Here is a 19362-nt window from a genome sequence, read left to right as displayed (position 1 = left end):
TTTTATGACATATAAAATTGCAATTCCGCAGCCAATAACCGAACTAGGTATGGAATACTTGCGTGAAAGAGGTTATGAAATTATTGAAGGAACTGGATTAACAGATTATGATACATTAAAACAATTACTTGCAAATGCAGATGGCCTTTTGGCTAGAACGGCGGATTATCCCAAAGAAGTTTTGTCTGCTGCTAAAAAGTTAAAAGTTATTGGGCGTTTTGGTGTTGGGACAGATAATCTGGATTTAGAGTATTGCAGGCAAAATGGCATATGGGTAGCAATTGCACCTGAGGCAAATTCGAATGCAGTAGCGGAGCATACCATTGGTTTAATTATGGCAACTGCTCGTCAGTTTGTTCAAATGGATAAATTGACACGTATGGGTAATTGGGAAGCGAGAAACGCAAACAAAGGAAGAGATGTTTCGGGAAAAGTTCTTGGACTTATAGGCATGGGAAGAATTGGTTCACTGGTTGCACAAAAAGCAGCACTTGGACTTAGTATGAAAGTTATTGTTTATGATCCATATCTTGATTTAAACAAAGTTCCAGAATATGTTTCTACTGTAAAAAGTATGGATGAAATTTTATCTCAGGCTGATTTTATTTCTACCCATTTGCCGGCAACAAATGAGACTAAAAACATGGTAAACAAAGCATTCTTTTCAAAAATGAAAAATACAGCATATTTCATAAATTGTGCAAGAGGTTCAATTGTAGATGAAGGTTCACTTTATTGGGCACTAAGCAACAAGATAATTGCCGGTGCTGCATGTGATGTGTTCCAGAAAGAACCGGCATCAAAGGAAAATCCTTTGTTTTCATTAGACAATATTATTGTTTCTCCGCATAATGCCGCTCTTACGTTTGAAACTATGGATTCAATGGGACTAGAAGCATCAATGGCAATTGATAATGTACTTAATAATTGTGAGCCGAAATATCCAGTAGTGTCACACAAGTATATTTAATAATAACTAAGTTGTTGGTATATTAAATTTTGTTTACTGAAGGGAGTTTTTGATATGGCAAAATCTTTTTTTGATTCAAATATTATGAATAAATTACGTCGCAGAGAACCTGTTTCTGCTGCATGGGCGCAAATGGGAAGTAATATAAGTGCAGAAATACTTGCAGAAGCTGGGTTTGATATTTTGGTTATTGACATGGAACATGCTCCATTAGACCTTCCTTCTTTGGTTTCTATTATACAGGCTACAAAAGGTACTGATTGTGCGCCTTTTGTACGATTACCATGGAATGATATGGTTTGGAGTAAACAAGTTTTAGATGCAGGAGCTTATGGTGTACATGTACCTTATGTTTCAACAAAAGAGGAAGCTGAATATGCGGTAAAATCTTGCAAATATGCTCCGGAAGGCTTTCGCGGTATTGCAGGAAGCCAGAGAGCAGTTAATTTTAGTATGAATAAACTGGATTATTATTCAAGAGCTAATCAAGATACCATTGTAATGGTGGCAATTGAAACTCCAGAAGGGGTAGAAAATATTGAGGATATTGTTTCTGTACCAGGAGTGGATGGTATATTTATAGGACCATCAGATCTTTCTACAGCAATGGGATATTTAGCTAATCCAGCAGTAGCGGAGGTTCAAGAAGCAATTAAAAAAATAGAGACAGCTACTAAAGCTTCAGGAAAATTTCTTGGAACTATAGCACCTAATGTTGAAGTAGCAAAGAAATTTTATGAAAAAGGGTATAGTGTAATATATTTTATGTCTGATGCTACAGAACTTGCAAATCAGGCTGTAAAGGCAGTTCAGCATTTCAAGACAAATATTGCAGATGGGAAGTAAATATAAGAGTTTATTTCATTTATGTCCTGGAATTCCAAATTAGTAACTGAGCTAGAAATATTCAACTTTATTAAGAAACCCCATTTTCGTATTTAGTGGGGTTTCTTATTCCAAATAAATAAATAAAGGTTTGAAAACTATATTGGAGGAAATAATCATGTGGAATTTTTATCAACCGACAGATATCATCTTTGGGGAAGGGGAGATTAGAAGAATTAAAAATCATCTTAAACGTTTAAATCTACACAACCCAATTATTCTTTCTGATCCTTTTCAGTCAATAATGGATATATCAACAACTATTCAACAAGATATCGGAATTAAAACAATAAGGATTGTTTCAGAAGTTGAACCTAATCCAAGTATAGAAAATGTAGATAATTTAGCTGAACAGGCTAAGGAACAAAATGCAGATTGTATTATAGCTGTTGGCGGAGGAAGTGCCATCGATTGTGCAAAATTAGCAGCAGTAGTTGTAGGATGTGCAAAAAATACAAGAGAAATTCTTGAAGGGAAAACTATAGAGAATGTTATTCCAATTATTGCAGTACCAACAACTGCAGGAACAGGAAGTGAAGTTACAGCAGTTTCAATTGTTAGTGATAAGAAAAACGGCGTTAAAAAGTCATTGGCGAATCCGGGATTTTTCCCAAAACTTGCTATTGTAGATCCAGTGCTTACATACACTTGCCCTAAAAAGGTAACAGCTTCAAGTGGAATTGATGCTTTGATGCATGCCTTGGATGCAATGTCAAGTAAAAAGGCCAATCCATCTACAGATGCGGTAGCGCTTTATGCATCAAAGATTGTTTTTGAAACACTTGAACATTTAGTAAACAATGAAAATGACACGGAGGCACGAAATAAAATGGCTGTTGCCAGTCTCTTGGCAGGAATGGCTTTTTCTCAAACAGGAACTACAGGTTCTCATGCATGCTCGTATCACATAACTGCTAAATATAACATACCGCATGGCGAAGCTTGTGCATTAACCGCAGATGAATGGTATATGATTAATGCAGAAGTACGACCTGAGTTAAATAATTTCGCAAAACAATTGGGACTTAATGATGCTAGAGGGCTAAGTGAAGAGCTGAATAGAATAAAAAAGGCGATAGGATTAAGAGCAACACTTTCAGAGTGCGGAATACCAGAATTAGATATAGCTGAGGTTGCTCAAAAAGCGACAGAGGCTGGGAATGCTCCAAATAATATTTATCCAATAACTTCGGGTTTAGTTGAGTCAATTCTAGAACGAATAAAGTAAAATTGACTTGCAGAATTCTATAATAAAATAATAAAGATTTATATTAAAGAGATTAGCTTATCTGGGCAAAATAAATTAATGGCCCTCTCTAAGTTACAACTATGCCTTAACTACATCAGTTTACTGAATACAGGGTAAGTACAAATTAAAAATCCAAGATAAACATATATAAAATAGAGTCACCCTAGCGTTGAATCAAAGTAAAACTTTCTTGTTGACACAAAAAAATTGGTAGCAATTTAATAATGAAAAAGGAAACCTCTTTGTGTTTAAATGGAAGTGACAAGCAACCATTCACAAGGAGGTTTTTAAATGTTTCTTAATAAAAATAATAAGCTAGTTTTTCATAAATTAATAGAGGAAATTAAAGGTAGCTTTCTTAATAATATCATTAAGAAGCATGCAACAGAATATAGAACTCAACATTTCGATACTAAATCACATTTATTTTCAATGTTATACTTTAATATTCGAGGTTGTAAAAGTCTTAGAGAGCTTGATAGTGAGACTTGGTCTAATTTAAAATTAAAAAGACTAATTAATGCTCCAAGTGTATCATAATTTTCAAGGAAAAATGCCACAAGAGATTATAGAGTTTTTGAAGATTTGTTTTATTATTTAGCTCAAAAGGCTCAAAAAAATTTGGAGCCGTTAGGCCAATGTCATCAACTTAATATTGAAAAATATGGATAATATACTTTAGTGTTAATAATTTAAAAAAATATAGGTACGAGTATTATAAAACTTAAAATTAGCATTACAATCGGTGACCTAAGCATATTTTTTATAGCAATTGGCACTTTTGTGAAGAAAGCTTACTTTTTATAAAAATATTAAAGTTATGATTTGTGAAATAGCATAGTAGAAGAAAGGTTATCAGTGTAAGAATAATTAATAATTTTTTAAAAGCCTTTGTAAACTTTTTTAAAGCGAGTAATATTAAAATTATACAAATTATAACAATTGCGAAAATAGAGTAAAATATAAACCACAATTGCATGTTGATTACACCTTCAATCATCTAAATAATGGTTCAATTACAGCTTTATCATAGCTGAATTCTTATTTTGTGGTGTTTTTAAATCCTTACTGGATTTAAAATATGCACCTTGTCCATAGTTTTTTATCAAGTTTTGCGTATAACCATAAGCAGTATTAAAATCCTTTGAAATTGTAATATATGCTGCATATTCTATAATTCCATCAGTTTTGTTTGAGGTTGGATTAATAGCAAAATAATAATTTCCCATTAGAAGTCTTCTCATTGCCTTATACTCAATATAATCTTTAGGATTAATATTAAACTCTAAAACTTCTGAGGCTTTTTCGGTACTAGATTCATCTTTCAATTATGGTACAACTGCGAATTGTATGGTGTACCTTACGAGTATCATAGATTTTCTTTATCAAATCTATGGAGAGTTCATCATATTTATAAAAATCTGGTTTAATGTTTTGCTTTTCATCAAGCCATACAGTCCATAATTCTAAAATATGTCCCATTAGAAGATTTTCTTTTAGGTATTCTAATAGCTGCTCTGCTCTTGATTCTGTGTAAGCAAATTCTATTGAATAAATAAAAGGTTTACTTGTATACCAGCTTACATTTCTTTCAAAACTTGAATCCTTTTTGATAACTAATTCTCCCATATCAAATTCATCATTAACAATTAATACTTCGTCGTTTGGGTTCATTTTTTCCCAAGGCATTAATTCATGTGGTTTTATACCTAACTTTATTGCATCTCCAACAGTGATAACTTTTGAATTTAATTTTAAATTATCTATTTCAGAGAGTTCATAATCTGTGGCTATAAAAGAACATTGACTCATATTATCACTTCCTATACAAATGATTTGTAATAATGTAATTTGTCCTATTTTTCTTGTATATACAATAAAAGAAAAATGTTTCCCTACAATTTATTATTAGTCTTTTCATTTATGTAAATATCAAGAGCCTTAATTCCTCTTTTAGCTAGCTTTACAAATAACACAAAACCATAAATGGCAATACTAACTGAAGCTAAAATAATTATTAGATTTATAAGGGTAACAATACTAGTAAGAAAATTATATCTCATTAAAAATCCGCCTTTCTCTATTAATGGTTGAATCGTGATAGTTTACTGTTTTGAATTCATTGAATATCTTCCATATTCTAATAGTTGCTAAACGGTAATTACTGTTGTACAGAATAAAAGAAGATTACGATTTTATCAACTTTGATAGCTGACATCCAAGCCAATATCCTAGTAAAGAACACAATATTCCTAATGGTGAAGTTATTAATATTAAACTTGGTATATCTATACTTAATCTGCATAACAAAAAAGGTATATATCTAAATCCGTATAATGGTATACCGTACCATATATAAAACGGAAATAAAAATGATTGTATCAATTGATTATTAGCGAAAATCCAAATAAGTATAGAAGCAATGATACCAATTCCCCAATATACAATAATAAATCTTAGATACTTTTTTTCTTGAGTTTTTCCCCAATAATAACTAAATGTTCCCCACACAAATAAAAATATAATTGAGAATGAAAAATTGCTTTCAGAATAACCGTAACCTTCATAAAATTCTGCCCACTGAAAATATACAGCAAGATATGTAATTATTATTGTAAAAAGAGTTATAATAGCTATTTGCTTTTTTTTCAATAAAATCCCCCCATTCAATATTTCGCCATATGAAATACTATAAAGACACAACATAAGAATATTGCATTATAGTTAAAATAGAAATAACTTATTCTAAAATATAAATTCCTGATTGTAGCCTAACAATTTCTTTTCCGTTAATCTTAAAATATTTCCATGTAGGCTCATTAAATTTAAGATACTCTTTTACCTCGTTTATGGCTAAATCTACAGTACAAATTCTATAATTCCCCATGTCGCATACATATAATTTATTATCATATACTATTGCAGATACAGGATAATTAAAAATTCCGTTTATTCGTTCACCTATTGATATTTCCTCTCCAAAATTATTTAGCGAAAATTTTTTTATCATATTTGAAACAGGATATACACACCAAAGAAAATCCTTGTCATATGCGATACTGTATATACTGTCATACTTACCCATTGAACCATCCTCCAATGTTGCATAACTTCCTAGTTCCGGATGATCATTAAAATATTTTAATATATTTCTGTACCCTAGACCAAATTTCCCCTTAGAATAAGTATCCTTATATTATCAAATGAATAACTGAAATAACCTATTTCTTCACCTCTATCAGTAATCTCATAATACAGAAAACTATCATCTTTAGAAACTATTGACCAACATTTTTCAGATACTAATTTCATAACATCTTCCTACTGAATACTTTAACGCTTTAATTCATTGTATTTTACTGTTGCGACTCAATAAAAGAAAGTTCCGATATAACTCAATCTTAAATTATATTATTCCAACTCTACAAATTGGAATTTGTCATTATTTATAATACTGAAACATCTTTTGATAAAGTTCTCTTGTTTGCCTTTCATCTCCCCACGACAAAGGATCATCGCCATAACACAAAGTCCAAAATGGCTCTTTATTTTGAATTTCAGATGGCAACACACTCCATATTGAGTACATTTTTGAGCCAAAGAACCGTATATCCATATTATCTTTATAATAAACTTCTTCTAACTTACTAATTAAGAAACAGCCAAACATATCATAATCAACATTATTTTCTAAAGAGTAGTCAAAAATAATTTTAATTGTACCTTGTATATCTAAAGTTCTCCACTCCAACTCTAATAGTAAAGCATTATCAGGATGTTTTAAGAAATGTGCATTGAGATTTTCTTTATATTCTGCATCTGACACCAATCCCACATATAACAAAATAGCATATGATAATAATATTTCAACCATAATATCTCCTCTACAAGCTACTATCTACTGGATTGTATTTCATTTTTTACAAGCAACATTGTTCCATCAATCCGACCCATATTTCTATTTATGTAACGGAAACATATCTTAATAAAACATGGCTTTTCAGATAACGTTTCGAATTGCAGACGTTTCAAAAACTTAGCCAAACCTGGCTTAGTTTTTGAAATGTGTGCTGGGTTACCCCAGAGCTCGACCCCTGCCAGCACAAATTGCAATTCTTTGTTATGTGACGTTTCTACTAATCCTTTGTTTGTTATTTTATTTCATTTCATAATATAGTTGTAAACGTATTTATTATTTTTACAATTAACTATCTCTATAACTTCTTATTTAATCATCGCAAAAATGCATCCTTTCGAGATAACATGCCTTTTAGTTTAATAGCTTCACTCTTACATACTTCTGTACAACATAAACAAAAATCACATTTTGATTGATCTATAGTGATTTTTTTATCTTCTATGCTTATTGCATTAAAAGGACACATATCTCTACACCTTCCACACATTATACATTTATTTTCATCAATATCCATTTTTGATTTATTCTGCGCCTCTCTAAAAAAATATTTTCCTCCATAATTTATAAGTGCTGCTTTAAGTCTATTTTTAGCTATTGCTGGTTTATCAAATTTTAGATGAAATGAATTTAATGAATCCCCAATTATTTCATAATCACTGTTCCCTATACCGGCATTTTCAGCCCACTTGATCATAGGAATTTTTTCTACTGGAAATCCCATTAATCTTGCAGCTAAACTATCAATTGACACAGGGTCAAACCCACCAATTAATAATCTTGCATTAGCAGGTTTACCAGCTGTAGGACCATCCCCCATCATTCCAATATACCCATCCATTAATATAAAATCTTGTTCCAATACTCCATTAAGATCAGCTACACATTCTGGAACACCAAGGTAATGTGGTTTATGCTTGTCCATTCCAACAATAAGACCTTTCATGTTTTTTAAAGCTCCTGAAATCCAATATAATGAATTAGATTTAAAGACAGGAATATTTACTATAGTATCTACTTCAAAATAGGTTTTTGCTATTAATACTTCCTTTAGTGCAATAGCATTTTCTATCACAACAACTTTTCCTACATCACGATTAAAGTCAATTAATTTTACGCCATGCTTTTTACACACTTCATATAAGCCAGCTTTCTCAAAAACATTCCCTTTAACTCCAATTGCTGGAGCATCTCCAACAATAACTTCTCCGCCAAATTCTTTTACAATAGTTATTAGTGCATCCATTATGGTTGGATATGTTGTTGCACCCTTTTCAGGTATATGATCAATACACATATTAGGTTTTAGAAGTACCTTTTTATTTTTAAACAACTCTTCAAACCTTTTTGTCCCCAGCGCCTCAATTATCAATCTAATTTTATTTGATATTTCTTTATCACTATTGCAATGATATAAAGCAATCTTATTTTTACTCATAATTATCTATAGTAAGCAACATCATTGTAACTATATAGCTCACTAAAGTTTCCCTCCCATTCTTCCTATTTCTTTTAATATAAAACATATAAATTTACTATTTATCTGTATGTTATACAAATAATTTTTACTTCACCCTAAAATACTGTTGTGACACAACATAAGAAAATAGAGAACTAAGTTTATGCTTAAACATATAGTTTTATTCCTTTGAAATAATGTGTTCAAAACAAGTTATGCTATTTAATAATTTAGTTTTGAAAAACTCAGGAAACAAGTGGTATTGTTCTAAATTATCAATAGGCAACCAGTGTAAATGTTCTTTTGCACCTTGCTCTCCAAAGCTTTTACATACAAAATTCATGTTATTGTTCTCTTTCATTAAATAGAAAAAGGCAATTTCATGATAATGTTCCCTTGTTATTTCTTCATAAAAAAAGTGTTCATGAATAAAGGCTAATTTATCAATTTCAAAATTTATGCCTGTTTCCTCAAGAGTCTCACGAACAACGGCTTCCTCTGATGTTTCATTTAACTTTACTCTTCCGCCAACTGAATAATAATAAGGTGCACTATCATTTTTAATCATAAGTACTTTTTTATCTCTTATAATAATTGCTCCAACCCTATAATTAAATATTCCTCGATTAGTTTTAAAGGTTAAATCTTGCTCTTCCACAGATATCCTCCTGTCCAATATTTAAATTTTTGTAATATTTTGATTTCGAGTAATAATATAGGAATAATGTGCCGAAATTAAATATAGAAATTTATTTTAATAAAACTCTTCTATTATATGAAGCATTTTATCCTGAATAAAATAAATTAAGTACAAATTATTACGTAAATCATTATTATCATTTTTTTTATACCAATAATATTCTTCTGAAAAATCAGGTCTGCTTTCTTTAGATACTTTCAGTGAAATTAAAATATTCTCTACTTCTTTTTCCACATTAACATTTTTTTCTGAACTAAATTTTGCAATTTCATTTTGTTTGAGTTCTTCTTTATAACTAAAGACATGATATCTATACCCATCCCCATGAAAACTGGCTCCACTATCAATTGAATACAACTCTTCATAACTTTTAGGAAGAGGAATTTCCCAATTAGTCTCTATAACCTTGTTATAGTCCGAAGAACAAGCACCTAATATCAATATTAAAAATAAACATAAAATAACTATTATTGATCTTTTAATTTTTCTTTTAAACATATATTCTGCATCCCTTGGCTTAAATCTGCGTAATATAAGCCTTTCAGTTTCTAGTGGCAGAGTTCCCTTATGCATTAGCATTTTTTGCCCCCTTTTTAATGTTAATTTGCATTTATAATATTCGTGTGAATATAAGAGTATTATGAATAATCATTAATCTCTCTTGTTTTATAAAAACTTGTAATAATTGAATATCCAAGTACCAATGGAAATACTGATATGAAATTCGTACCATTTACATTTAGAAAATTCACTAGATATAAGAATATATTCCACATAAATTTAGTTCCACAGTAAAATGTAAAAACTGCCAGTGAAAAATATAATGAAGGTAATTATCTTGAACATGATTTTACTTTCATAATACTATCTTATTTTTACCTCCTTTTTCTTAATTCACTATACTGTATATTAATTCTATTTTCAGGATTATGATCTACTATATATAATATAAAAAGGAAAAACCATTCTAACGGCTTCATAAGAAATCTCTCCTTGAACTGGAATTTCATTTTAATTTATGGTAATTATATCACATAATTGAAAATAATTCATTATACTGCATAATTGCTCAACGAAAATGCATAATAAAAAAAATCTTGACATAGTATAAACTGACGAGTAAAATTATCTTAAAATTTAATAAAGATCCATCTTATCAAGAGTGGTTGAGGGACTGGCCCCATGAAACCCGGCAACAGTCAGTTTATTATTAACTGAAAATGTGCTAATTCCAGCAGGAAATATCCTGAAAGATAAGAAGTGAATTGTCTATTATTTATTGATAGATTAATTTGAATTAAGCTACTTCTTGTTTATTAAGGAAGTAGTTTTTTATTATTTAATATTTGGGGAAAGGAGATTTTAAAATGCCAATTATAATACCGGAAAATCTTCCAGCGGCAAAAATTCTTTCAGATGAGAATGTTTTTGTAATGAATGAAGAAAGAGCTATACATCAAGATATTAGAGCATTAAGAATTGTAATAGTAAACTTAATGCCAACTAAAATACAAACAGAAACTCAAATTATAAGATTACTTGGTAATAGCCCTTTGCAGGTGGATATAAAGCTTCTTCATATTGAGGAACATAAGTCTAAAAATATATCCGAAGAGCACTTGGAGAGTTTTTATAACACTTTTAAAGATATAAAGGATCAAAAATTTGATGGAATGATAATAACCGGTGCTCCAATTGAACAGCTGGATTTTGAAGAAGTTGATTACTGGGATGCTTTAAAGGAAATCATGGAATTTTCAGTTACTAATGTAACCTCTACGCTTCACATATGTTGGGGGGCACAGGCAGGCTTATATTATCATTATGGAGTGCCTAAGTATATACTTCCTGAAAAGATGTTTGGAGTATTCAAGCATACAATTTCTGATAGCAAGATAAAGCTATTAAGAGGTTTCGATAGTGAATTTTATGTTCCACATTCACGTCATACAGAGGTTTTAAAAAGCGATATTGAAAAGGTTAAAGGACTAGAGGTATTATCTGAGTCAGAGGAATCAGGAGTCTATATAGTTGCCACAAATGATGGAAAACAGATATTTGTAACAGGACATTCTGAGTATGATCCTCTAACTTTAAAATCTGAATATGATAGAGATATTGCAAAAGGACTAGATATAAAAGTACCTAGACACTATTTCTTAGATGATGATCCCAATAAAGAACCTATTGTTAGATGGAAAGCACATGCTAATTTACTTTTTTCTAATTGGCTAAATTATTATGTGTACCAAGAAACACCATATTAAAAGAATTTTACGACGTAAAATTCTTAGTAACCAGTAACCAGTTTTGTTAATCCTACTGGCAACTGGTTACTGGTTACTTAAGAAAAATGCGTCGCATTTTTCTTTTATTGTCCAATAATATCCACAAATCCTTTTCCTTGTACTTCAGAGGTATCTGTAATAGATATAAATGCACTTTCGTCAATTTGGTGAACTAATTGTTTGATTCTAGGCAATTGCCTTGGTGAGGCAATGCAATATATGATATTTATCTTTTCTCGACTGTATGCCCCTTCACCATAAAGTATAGTGGTTCCTCTATTTATCTTTTTCATAATAGCTTCGGAAACTTCTTTTTCTTTCTTCGATACAATAATCAGCATTTTCTGAGTACTAAAGCCCTTCAAAACCTTATCTGTAAAATAGGAGGATACATACATAACAATAAAGGTATATAATCCTACTTCAATACCAAAGGATATTGAGCCTGCTGTTGCAATAATAAAATTTATTATAAAGCTAGCAAAGCCTATGTCTATATTATATTTTCTCTTAGCAATAACACTAATAATATCAATCCCGCCTGTAGATCCATTATTAGAAAAAACAATTCCAAGACCTAAACCGCTTATAATCCCGCCGTATATGCAATATAAAAGCCTGCTAGCATCGTTTGAGAAATGAAAAATCTTTGATAAGGGTTCTAGAATTATAAGTCCCAAGGAAAGAGCTACAGTACCTATAACGGAGAAGGTTGTAAACTTTTTGTCTGTTTTTAAGACGCTCAGTATAAACAAGGGTATGTTTAGAACTAAGAGGACCAAGCCCACAGGCAAATTAAATAAATAATGAATTATTAAGCTTATTCCAGACAAACCGCCATTTAATAGCTTACTAGGAATTATAAACAAATTTACCCCCAGTGCGTTTACAAAACTGCCTACTATTATCATTATTGTTTTTTTTACAAATTCACTTTTAGACATATTTAATATTTTCTTTTCCATGGTAATCCTCCAAGTGAAACTAAATTTATTATGCCCAATAATAAATATATAACAATAAAAAATATAAATTCCCATTGAATAAACTATTTCTAATCTACAAAGCATAATAGGTGAAGTTAAATGATATAAACCACAAGGAGAATATAATTATTTTGGAATTAACGCTAGTACACTATATGTATTTGTTTATAATCATACTTATTATTATTGCTATTAGCATGAAACAAGATATTACAATACTATGCATTTTAGGTTTGGGTATTATTGGGTTTATAATTACTTTAAATCCAATTAAGTCTCTTATAGTAATTTACAAGGGAATAACTGTTTCGGGAAAAGAGTTTATAGATACAATTATTATAATTTCACTTATAAACGCTATGTCAAAATCTCTTAGTGATATTGGGGTAGACGAAATTATGATTGCTCCAATAACAAAATTAATTAAAAGCAAGACCTTAGCTTTTTTTATTTTAGGCATAACTATGACAATAACCTCTTGGTTTCTATGGCCAACGCCTGCTGTAGTATTTATGGGCAGCATAATGGTACCAGCAGCTATCAGGGCTGGGCTTCCAAGAATATGGATTGCCTCTGTACTATGCCTATTTGGTAAAGGTGCAGCCTTATCCAGTGATTTTGTAATTCAAGGATCTCCATCAATAACCGCTAAGACAGCAGGAGTAGAAGATACTCTTACAATAGTAAAAGCAAGTCTGCCATTTTGGGGAACTATGTGTTTTTCTGCTATTGTAACAGCTTTTATTCTAATGAAAAAATATAGAAAAGAAATCATGGATAATAGTTATAAAGAAATTGCTGAAACACGAAACACAGTGTTTAATTCGAAAGCAAAAATTGTGTCTAAATTGGTAATAATACTTTTTATTACAGATATATTGGGTATGTTTTTATTTAAACTAAAGGGAGACGATGCCACATCTTTAATTGGAGGAACAGCTATTTTAATTTTATTAATAGCTTCTTTAGCTAAAAACACATTCCTTGAAGCTTTAAGCTACATGGCTAATCTAGTAAAAGAAGGTTTTGTATTTGGTATAAAGGTATTTGCACCAATAATCCTAATAGGAGCATTTTTCTTTTTGGGAAGTGAAGCTACAGCAAAGGAGATATTAGGAGAAAATGCCACAGGAATTCTTACAGATATTGTATTATATGTATCAAACAAAATACCTATATCAAAATTTGCAGTAGTAACAATTCAGGGGATTATTAGTACAATGCTTGGCATTAGCGGTTCAGGTTTTGGTGGGCTTCCTCTTGTAGGAACTTTAGCAAATACCTTTGGTAATTCAGCACACTTAAGCGTAGAAAAGTTAGCGGCCTTTGGCCAGATAATTACCATATGGATAGGAGGAGGAACCGTAATTCCTTGGAGTGTTGCTCCTGTTGCAGCTATTTGTCAGGTAGATTCTTTTGAAATTGCTAGAAGGAATCTAATACCTGTGGCTGTGGGAGTGTTTGCCACATTTATTTTAGGATTTTTAATAATTTAGGCATGAATAGTAATCATTTTTTTACCTACACTAAAGCTATAATAATTATTTTTAGGAGGTAAAGTTTGGTGGAAAACAATTATAAAAATAAAAAAATAAATTTACTTCTTTTCAGTGGAGAATATGATAAAGCTCTTGCTGCTTTGACCATAGCAAATGCAGCTAAGGAGATGGGGGTAGAGGTAACTATATTTTGTGCATTTTGGGGCTTGTTCTTAGTGAGAGATCCTGAAAAAATGAGCCTTGAAGATAAAACAGCCTATGAAAAGATGTTTGATATGGTGACACCTAAAGGACCTGAAGAATTGCCATTATCCAAAATGAATATGGCAGGGGTTGGGAAGGCTATGCTTCAAGAGATGATGAAGGACGCTGATGCGCCGAGTTTAATAGACTTTTTAAAGGGAGCTATAAAAAAAGGAGTTAAATTTTACGGCTGCAAAATGTCCGTAGAGGTTATGGGCTTTAAAAAAGAAGAATTCATACCTGAGCTTGAAATTATTACTGCAACAGAATATCTAAAGGACGCATTGCAATCAGATATGCAGCTTTTTGTATAATCAATGGAAATACTTTTTAAAACCACTCAATGCAAGTAAAAGCTGGGAAGGAAAATAAAAAATCCATACTAGAAAGCTAGTTAAAAAGCTTAAGGGTATATTCCATAAATACACTGGATAAATGGAAAGTATATGGGATATACCTACATTAATATCACAGAAGAAAAATAAAGTCATAGCAAGAGCTACAATTTGATTAAAGTTAACTGCCACAAGCAAACTGTTTACGAGCAATATAAGGTATATAGTTGAAATAGTAAGAAGTCTTATATCAATATATAATGGAAATAATTTAATGGTACATATAGGAAGAAATATAATTAAGCATAGTGAAATAAGCACTTTGCTTATGTTTAAGCTTTTGGAGTGTCTTAGAATATATAAAAATTGAACTATGCAAAAGAAAGAGACCCCAATAAAAAAATTATTTAAAATCAATAGACAGGTGTCAGCACAAAGAGTAAAGAAAAGAGCCAGTTGAAGAAGTAAGGTATCTTTTTTACTTATACCATTCTCACCTATACTTAGAGAAAGAATAAAAAAAACAATTATACTGGAATACTTTAAGGTAATGGAGTATGAATTCCCAGTATTGAAATAATAGAGATCAAAAAAGATAAATAAAAAATATATGGCTGCCATAGAAGCAAAAAATATAGCCCTTTGAGGATTTTTTATTTTAAAGCTTTTTAACATAGGTAAGCTCAACTCCTAAGATCTAAATATAAAATAAAGTTGATATAATAAAGAATTTTACTAATAATATGATTTTTCTAATAGGTTATTTTATTCATAACTCTTAGGAAAGTATGTTTCTATTAGACAAAAATAATACGAAAATTTGGTCAACAAGCATATATGTAATTTGGTATAATTGTTATATTAGAACAAATGGGGAGGAGAGGATACGATGTCAGAATTTCAATATTATATGCCAACTAAGGTATTGCTTGGTGAGAATGTGGTAATAAATAGGTCGGAACTTTTTACTAAGCTTGGTACTAAGGCTTTTATAATAACTGGGAAAAGTTCTTCAAAGAAAAATGGATCTTTAGAGGATGTAACTAAAGCTTTAAATAAGCACAATATAAGCTATTGTATTTTTGATGAAGTAGAAGAAAATCCATCTTTAGAAACTGTTGAAAAGGCAAGTACAATAGGAAGAAAAGAAGGGGTAGACTTTATAATTGGAATAGGGGGAGGTTCTCCTATTGATTCATCTAAGGCTATTGGAGTTTTGGTGAAAAATAAAGACTGTTCAGTAGAAGATTTATTTTCTAAAACAAAATTTTTATCACTTCCAATTGTTGCAGTTCCTACTACTGCTGGAACAGGAACAGAAGTAACTCCATATGCAATTTTTACAGATCATAAATTAAAAACAAAGAGAAATTTTGGACAACAAGTTTTCCCAGAGATAGCTCTCTTAGATGCTAAATACTTAAACAGCACACCTGATAATGTAACTATAAATACTGCAGTGGATGCTTTATCACATTTAATTGAAGGTTATCTATCAGCTAATGCAAACATTTTAAGTGATACCTTTGCAGAAAAAGGCTTTGTTCTTTTTAGCGAATGTTTTGAGGCATTAAAAAATAGAAGCTTTAATCCAGAAATAAGAGAAAAATTATTGCTAGCTTCAACTATAGCTGGAGTTGTAATTGCTCAAGCGGGAACTTCTTTGCCTCATGGAATGGGATATCCATTAACATATTTTAACGGTATTCCTCATGGAAGAGCAAATGGATTAATTTTAAAAGCATATCTAGAACTGTGCTCAATTATGGACAAGCAACAAAAGATACTTTCTATTCTAAAATTCAATAACATTGATGAATTTGGAAAATATATAGAAGAGTTAATTGGTAAAGAGACTTCTGTAACTGAAGAACAGATAATTGAGTATTCAAAAGCAATGATCAGTAATAAAGATAAATTAAAAAATCATCCTTTTGATGTAACAGAGGAAGACATTCTCAATATGTATAAGAAGAGTTTATTGAATAATAAATAAGCTTTACTCTAATACTAACAGTGTATTAAATAATAACTTAAAACAACGTTAGGGGTGAGCTTATGAATGAGAACTTGAAAAATCTTAGACTTGAAAATGGAGAAAGCGAGAAGGATATTGCAGCCTTATTGAATATATCAGTTTCCGAGTATATAGACAAGGAAAAAGGAATAATCTCAACCACTAATGGAGAGAAAAAGAAGTTAGCTGAGTTTTATGAGGTTGACTTAGAAAAGTTTAAAAACTAGCTTACAAGGCTCATGTAATATTTTAATATTATATGAGCTTTGTTTAATTTAATCAGCTTCGGGAATAATAATCTATAGTGTATTATTTTGGAGGCGCTATATGTTTAAAAGAATTATTAAGATTGCAAATGTATCTCTCATTATTATATTTTTTATGGTCAACTTAACTTCATGCAGCTTTAAGACTAAAAAAGAACCTAAAAATAAAGAAGATGCAGTATTTACTTTTAGAATTTAAATTTTTCAGTTAAACTATTTACTAAGGATAAAATGAATATACAAAGGAGAAACACATGAATACAAGATTGTTTATTATTGCACTTGTCCCAGGAATTGTATTAGCTTTTTCAGCATATCTAACGGATAGGTATGACAGAGAGCCACTAGGCTTATTGATAAAAGTGTTTATTTTTGGTGCTCTTTCTGTGATACCAACAGGTATTGTAGAGAATATACTTTCATCTTTCAATATTTTTAATGGTTTATTAGGTGCTGCCTATACAGCTTTTATTGTAGCTGGAATAACAGAGGAATTTTTTAAAAGAGAAGTGGTACTGAGATTTGCCTTTAGAAGTCGTGAATTTAATGAAAAACTGGATGGAATAATTTATGCAGCTTATTCTGCCTTAGGCTTTGCGACAATTGAAAATGTAATGTATGTTGTTTTTAGGTATACTGCAAATCCTTATGTAGGTATATATAGAGGTGTTTTATCTGTGCCAGCTCATTTGCTTTTTGCAGTTACAATGGGATATTATCTTTCACTGGCAAAGTTTTCGAGTAGTCGAGAAGAATATGAGTATTACCTTAAAAAATCTTTAAGGGTTCCAGCTATATTGCACGGTATTTTCGATTTCATTTTAATGTCAGAGGTATCATTTTTACTAGCCTTATTTATACCTTTCGTTGCATACCTTTGGATAGTAAATTTAAGAAAATTAAATAGATATTATAAAGAATCAAAAGAGCTTTATACCATAAGAAATAAGAAATTTTAAACTCTTAGCTATATACAAAACTTATATAATTTAGATATAATAAGAAAATGTAGTGATAAAATAAACAAAAGGGAGGATAAGGGGAAATGGCTCAGGCTCAAAGTTATAATTATATTTATTTAATTTTCATTGCTTTTATAGTAACTAATACAGTATCAACTATGATGAAAAAGAAGAGGATAGGAAAAAAACTTATTGAAATTGAAAAGAAGAGGGGAATAACTAAATATATAGGAGTATCAGTAATTACAATAGCCGTTATATATATGTTTAGAATTTCCATTATTGAATATAAATTAGCAACAGAGCAAGCATTAGATAGAAATAAAAATATATTTAACTTAGTAGTACAATTATTATTCTGGGCTTCTTTTTACATATCTTTAATGTATTCACAGCTTAGTAAAAAATATATAGGTGAAAATGGACTAGCTGTAGGATCTAAAGGAATTACCTGGGATCAAATTGATAGATATAGTTGGTCAAAAGACAATTTAATAATAACTATAGATGAAAAGTTCTTAACAAAAAATAGTAAAAAAGATGCATATGTAACTATTCCAGAGGAAAAAGTTAAAGAAGTGAGAGATATATTAGTCAAAAAAGTAATAAAGAAAATTAAATAAGAATATTAATAAGTTCTAAAAATAAAAATACAATTATAAAATTAAAATGTAAAGTATTTTAAAATGAGGATTTGTTTTAGATGCTAAAAAACAAGGCAGTTATTCCTTTATATATTAATGAGAACTTATTAAATAATTTATTTACAGTTGTTATACAAGAGTTTGTACAAATTAAAACTATAAGCACAAAGTCACAGCAAGCAATTAGAATATCAACTCCATTAGCAAATGTAATTAAGGGGTGCTATTTGCAAGGTACCTTCAATTTGGAGTTATTAGATGAATTTTCTAAGCAGAGGACTGAGGAGAAAATATCAAAAATAATAGTAGTTTTTTTAGAAACAAAGCAAATATTAGAGGCAGAAAATATACTAAAGCAAATTACTTCTAGTGAAGATATTAAAAATATTAAAGAAAATGATTATATAGAAATCAGCTGTAGACTAAATAAAAATCCTCAATTAAAACAAATTGAAGATATTATAAAATACATGGAAATGAGAAGTACATTAGAAATAAAAGAGGGTTCTAAGGATACTCCAATATTAAATTTATTGAAGAGTCAGGTTACGGATTGCAAGGAAGCGGGATGTTTGAGACTTATAACAGATCATTTGTTTAATACCAATGTAAAGGCTATAGTTCCAATACATCTAAAATATGTGCAAGACAATATAGAGGATTTATATAACAATATAACTATAATGGGTAAGGTAGTTAATATTAACAAAGCCACTGAGTATAATAAGGATTTCGCTATAAAGACTTGCTTAGATCTACTACATGAAGAGGATTTTAAAGAAATAAAAGAGAGTATTTTTAATAACAGTTCAATAAAGTATGAGTTTGAAAATCACTTCCTAGAAAGTGATGGATCTATAATAGAGATACTTCCAATTGCAATGTATATTTAAAAGAGGCTGATTGCCTCTTTTTTTAATATAAGGCATAAGTTAAATATAAA

At 30.2% G+C, this 19362-nt stretch carries 24 protein-coding genes and 1 riboswitch; of the genes, 13 read left to right on the top strand and 11 right to left on the bottom strand.

Going from position 1 to position 19362, the window contains the following annotated elements; genetic code table 11:
• Nucleotides 1–4: 4 nt before the first annotated feature.
• The 4 genes from CLHOM_RS08920 (at nt 5) to CLHOM_RS08905 (ending at nt 3644) form a co-directional block, all read left to right on the top strand.
• Nucleotides 5–970 (top strand): hydroxyacid dehydrogenase, encoded by a 966-nt coding sequence (locus CLHOM_RS08920; RefSeq protein WP_052221352.1) that lies wholly within the window; start codon nt 5–7, stop codon nt 968–970.
• Nucleotides 971–1024: 54 nt separating this feature from the next.
• Nucleotides 1025–1816 (top strand): HpcH/HpaI aldolase family protein, encoded by a 792-nt coding sequence (locus CLHOM_RS08915; protein ID WP_052221351.1) that lies wholly within the window; start codon nt 1025–1027, stop codon nt 1814–1816.
• A gap of 157 nt (nt 1817–1973) precedes the next feature.
• Nucleotides 1974–3083, top strand: a complete 1110-nt coding sequence (locus CLHOM_RS08910) for an iron-containing alcohol dehydrogenase family protein (protein WP_052221350.1) — start codon at nt 1974–1976, stop codon at nt 3081–3083.
• Between the two features lie 312 nt (nt 3084–3395).
• Nucleotides 3396–3644, top strand: a complete 249-nt coding sequence (locus CLHOM_RS08905) for a DUF4372 domain-containing protein (RefSeq protein WP_052221349.1) — start codon at nt 3396–3398, stop codon at nt 3642–3644.
• Nucleotides 3645–4120: 476 nt separating this feature from the next.
• Here CLHOM_RS08905 and CLHOM_RS08900 read toward each other — a convergent pair whose 3' ends face one another.
• The 10 genes from CLHOM_RS08900 to CLHOM_RS18865 all read right to left on the bottom strand — a co-directional run bounded on the left by CLHOM_RS08900 (nt 4121) and on the right by CLHOM_RS18865 (nt 10159).
• The gene (locus CLHOM_RS08900) at nt 4121–4432 is read right to left on the bottom strand and encodes a hypothetical protein (protein ID WP_052221348.1); all 312 of its coding nucleotides are present in this window, start codon (nt 4430–4432) and stop codon (nt 4121–4123) included.
• Entirely contained in the window at nt 4422–4916 is a 495-nt protein-coding gene (locus tag CLHOM_RS08895; RefSeq protein ID WP_052221347.1) for a hypothetical protein, read from the bottom strand. Before CLHOM_RS08895 ends, CLHOM_RS08900 begins: the two co-directional genes overlap by 11 nt.
• 83 nt (nt 4917–4999) lie before the next feature.
• Nucleotides 5000–5167: a hypothetical protein gene (locus CLHOM_RS18520; protein WP_175478642.1), complete on the bottom strand. Its 168-nt coding sequence runs from the start codon at nt 5165–5167 to the stop codon at nt 5000–5002.
• A 124-nt stretch (nt 5168–5291) separates the two neighbouring features.
• Nucleotides 5292–5756, bottom strand: coding sequence for a hypothetical protein (locus CLHOM_RS08890; RefSeq protein WP_052221346.1), 465 nt, complete (start codon nt 5754–5756; stop codon nt 5292–5294).
• An 88-nt stretch (nt 5757–5844) separates the two neighbouring features.
• Nucleotides 5845–6189: a hypothetical protein gene (locus CLHOM_RS08885; protein WP_052221345.1), complete on the bottom strand. Its 345-nt coding sequence runs from the start codon at nt 6187–6189 to the stop codon at nt 5845–5847.
• 357 nt (nt 6190–6546) lie between these two features.
• Nucleotides 6547–6978 carry a hypothetical protein gene (locus CLHOM_RS08880; RefSeq protein ID WP_052221344.1) on the bottom strand — a complete coding sequence of 144 codons (432 nt, stop codon included), beginning with the start codon at nt 6976–6978 and terminating at the stop codon, nt 6547–6549.
• A 358-nt stretch (nt 6979–7336) separates the two neighbouring features.
• Nucleotides 7337–8458: a DUF362 domain-containing protein gene (locus CLHOM_RS08875; RefSeq protein WP_052221343.1), complete on the bottom strand. Its 1122-nt coding sequence runs from the start codon at nt 8456–8458 to the stop codon at nt 7337–7339.
• 202 nt (nt 8459–8660) lie between these two features.
• Nucleotides 8661–9137 (bottom strand): NUDIX hydrolase, encoded by a 477-nt coding sequence (locus CLHOM_RS08870; RefSeq protein WP_052221342.1) that lies wholly within the window; start codon nt 9135–9137, stop codon nt 8661–8663.
• A 96-nt stretch (nt 9138–9233) separates the two neighbouring features.
• A complete protein-coding gene (locus CLHOM_RS18515) occupies nt 9234–9758 on the bottom strand; it encodes a hypothetical protein (protein ID WP_052221341.1) in 525 nt (174 codons plus the stop codon).
• Nucleotides 9759–10054: 296 nt separating this feature from the next.
• Nucleotides 10055–10159, bottom strand: a complete 105-nt coding sequence (locus tag CLHOM_RS18865) for a DUF6688 family protein (RefSeq protein ID WP_341376971.1) — start codon at nt 10157–10159, stop codon at nt 10055–10057.
• A gap of 170 nt (nt 10160–10329) precedes the next feature.
• Nucleotides 10330–10439: riboswitch (SAM riboswitch) on the top strand.
• 107 nt (nt 10440–10546) lie between these two features.
• Here CLHOM_RS18865 and metA point away from each other — a divergent pair.
• Nucleotides 10547–11446 carry a homoserine O-acetyltransferase MetA gene (gene metA, locus CLHOM_RS08860; protein WP_052221340.1) on the top strand — a complete coding sequence of 300 codons (900 nt, stop codon included), beginning with the start codon at nt 10547–10549 and terminating at the stop codon, nt 11444–11446.
• 104 nt (nt 11447–11550) lie between these two features.
• Here the strand turns inward: metA and CLHOM_RS08855 are convergent, their stop codons facing one another.
• On the bottom strand, nt 11551–12432 hold the full coding sequence (locus tag CLHOM_RS08855) for a YitT family protein (RefSeq protein ID WP_052221339.1): 882 nt from the start codon (nt 12430–12432) through the stop codon (nt 11551–11553).
• Between the two features lie 152 nt (nt 12433–12584).
• Here CLHOM_RS08855 and CLHOM_RS08850 point away from each other — a divergent pair, with 152 nt between their 5' ends.
• The 8 genes from CLHOM_RS08850 (at nt 12585) to CLHOM_RS08815 (ending at nt 19312) form a co-directional block, all read left to right on the top strand.
• On the top strand, nt 12585–13949 hold the full coding sequence (locus CLHOM_RS08850) for a hypothetical protein (RefSeq protein WP_242846754.1): 1365 nt from the start codon (nt 12585–12587) through the stop codon (nt 13947–13949).
• A gap of 68 nt (nt 13950–14017) precedes the next feature.
• Nucleotides 14018–14509 (top strand): DsrE/DsrF/DrsH-like family protein, encoded by a 492-nt coding sequence (locus tag CLHOM_RS08845; protein ID WP_052221338.1) that lies wholly within the window; start codon nt 14018–14020, stop codon nt 14507–14509.
• Nucleotides 14510–15419: 910 nt separating this feature from the next.
• Nucleotides 15420–16526, top strand: coding sequence for an iron-containing alcohol dehydrogenase family protein (locus CLHOM_RS08835; protein ID WP_052221336.1), 1107 nt, complete (start codon nt 15420–15422; stop codon nt 16524–16526).
• Between the two features lie 62 nt (nt 16527–16588).
• A complete protein-coding gene (locus CLHOM_RS08830; RefSeq protein ID WP_052221335.1) occupies nt 16589–16774 on the top strand; it encodes a helix-turn-helix domain-containing protein in 186 nt (61 codons plus the stop codon).
• 100 nt (nt 16775–16874) lie between these two features.
• Entirely contained in the window at nt 16875–17012 is a 138-nt protein-coding gene (locus CLHOM_RS18330; protein WP_161803213.1) for a hypothetical protein, read from the top strand.
• 55 nt (nt 17013–17067) lie between these two features.
• The gene (locus CLHOM_RS08825; protein WP_052221334.1) at nt 17068–17772 is read left to right on the top strand and encodes a PrsW family intramembrane metalloprotease; all 705 of its coding nucleotides are present in this window, start codon (nt 17068–17070) and stop codon (nt 17770–17772) included.
• Between the two features lie 86 nt (nt 17773–17858).
• Nucleotides 17859–18398 carry a DUF5673 domain-containing protein gene (locus CLHOM_RS08820; RefSeq protein ID WP_052221333.1) on the top strand — a complete coding sequence of 180 codons (540 nt, stop codon included), beginning with the start codon at nt 17859–17861 and terminating at the stop codon, nt 18396–18398.
• A gap of 80 nt (nt 18399–18478) precedes the next feature.
• Complete coding sequence (locus CLHOM_RS08815; protein WP_052221332.1) at nt 18479–19312, top strand: DUF6414 family protein; 834 nt, start codon at nt 18479–18481, stop codon at nt 19310–19312.
• Nucleotides 19313–19362 lie beyond the last annotated feature (50 nt).

The sequence above is a fragment of the Clostridium homopropionicum DSM 5847 genome (genome assembly GCF_001263795.1).
GTDB classification, from domain to species: domain Bacteria; phylum Bacillota; class Clostridia; order Clostridiales; family Clostridiaceae; genus Clostridium_H; species Clostridium_H homopropionicum.
Note: the sequence above shows the minus strand (reverse complement) of the source record. Positions and strands in the feature narration are given on the sequence as shown.

Excerpts from the sequence above, each read along its gene's own strand:
- CLHOM_RS18330 (WP_161803213.1), top strand. The coding sequence starts at position 16,875 with ATGTTTAAAAGAATTATTAAGATTGCAAATGTATCTCTCATTATTATA.
- CLHOM_RS18865 (WP_341376971.1), bottom strand. The coding sequence starts at position 10,159 with ATGAAGCCGTTAGAATGGTTTTTCCTTTTTATATTATATATAGTAGAT.
- CLHOM_RS08835 (WP_052221336.1), top strand. The coding sequence starts at position 15,420 with ATGTCAGAATTTCAATATTATATGCCAACTAAGGTATTGCTTGGTGAG.
- CLHOM_RS08915 (WP_052221351.1), top strand. The coding sequence starts at position 1,025 with ATGGCAAAATCTTTTTTTGATTCAAATATTATGAATAAATTACGTCGC.
- CLHOM_RS08825 (WP_052221334.1), top strand. The coding sequence starts at position 17,068 with ATGAATACAAGATTGTTTATTATTGCACTTGTCCCAGGAATTGTATTA.
- CLHOM_RS08875 (WP_052221343.1), bottom strand. The coding sequence starts at position 8,458 with ATGAGTAAAAATAAGATTGCTTTATATCATTGCAATAGTGATAAAGAA.
- CLHOM_RS08895 (WP_052221347.1), bottom strand. The coding sequence starts at position 4,916 with ATGAGTCAATGTTCTTTTATAGCCACAGATTATGAACTCTCTGAAATA.
- CLHOM_RS08815 (WP_052221332.1), top strand. The coding sequence starts at position 18,479 with ATGCTAAAAAACAAGGCAGTTATTCCTTTATATATTAATGAGAACTTA.
- CLHOM_RS08885 (WP_052221345.1), bottom strand. The coding sequence starts at position 6,189 with ATGGGTAAGTATGACAGTATATACAGTATCGCATATGACAAGGATTTT.
- CLHOM_RS08880 (WP_052221344.1), bottom strand. The coding sequence starts at position 6,978 with ATGGTTGAAATATTATTATCATATGCTATTTTGTTATATGTGGGATTG.
- CLHOM_RS18520 (WP_175478642.1), bottom strand. The coding sequence starts at position 5,167 with ATGAGATATAATTTTCTTACTAGTATTGTTACCCTTATAAATCTAATA.
- CLHOM_RS08920 (WP_052221352.1), top strand. The coding sequence starts at position 5 with ATGACATATAAAATTGCAATTCCGCAGCCAATAACCGAACTAGGTATG.
- CLHOM_RS08830 (WP_052221335.1), top strand. The coding sequence starts at position 16,589 with ATGAATGAGAACTTGAAAAATCTTAGACTTGAAAATGGAGAAAGCGAG.
- CLHOM_RS18515 (WP_052221341.1), bottom strand. The coding sequence starts at position 9,758 with ATGCTAATGCATAAGGGAACTCTGCCACTAGAAACTGAAAGGCTTATA.
- metA (WP_052221340.1), top strand. The coding sequence starts at position 10,547 with ATGCCAATTATAATACCGGAAAATCTTCCAGCGGCAAAAATTCTTTCA.
- CLHOM_RS08910 (WP_052221350.1), top strand. The coding sequence starts at position 1,974 with ATGTGGAATTTTTATCAACCGACAGATATCATCTTTGGGGAAGGGGAG.
- CLHOM_RS08905 (WP_052221349.1), top strand. The coding sequence starts at position 3,396 with ATGTTTCTTAATAAAAATAATAAGCTAGTTTTTCATAAATTAATAGAG.
- CLHOM_RS08820 (WP_052221333.1), top strand. The coding sequence starts at position 17,859 with ATGGCTCAGGCTCAAAGTTATAATTATATTTATTTAATTTTCATTGCT.
- CLHOM_RS08855 (WP_052221339.1), bottom strand. The coding sequence starts at position 12,432 with ATGGAAAAGAAAATATTAAATATGTCTAAAAGTGAATTTGTAAAAAAA.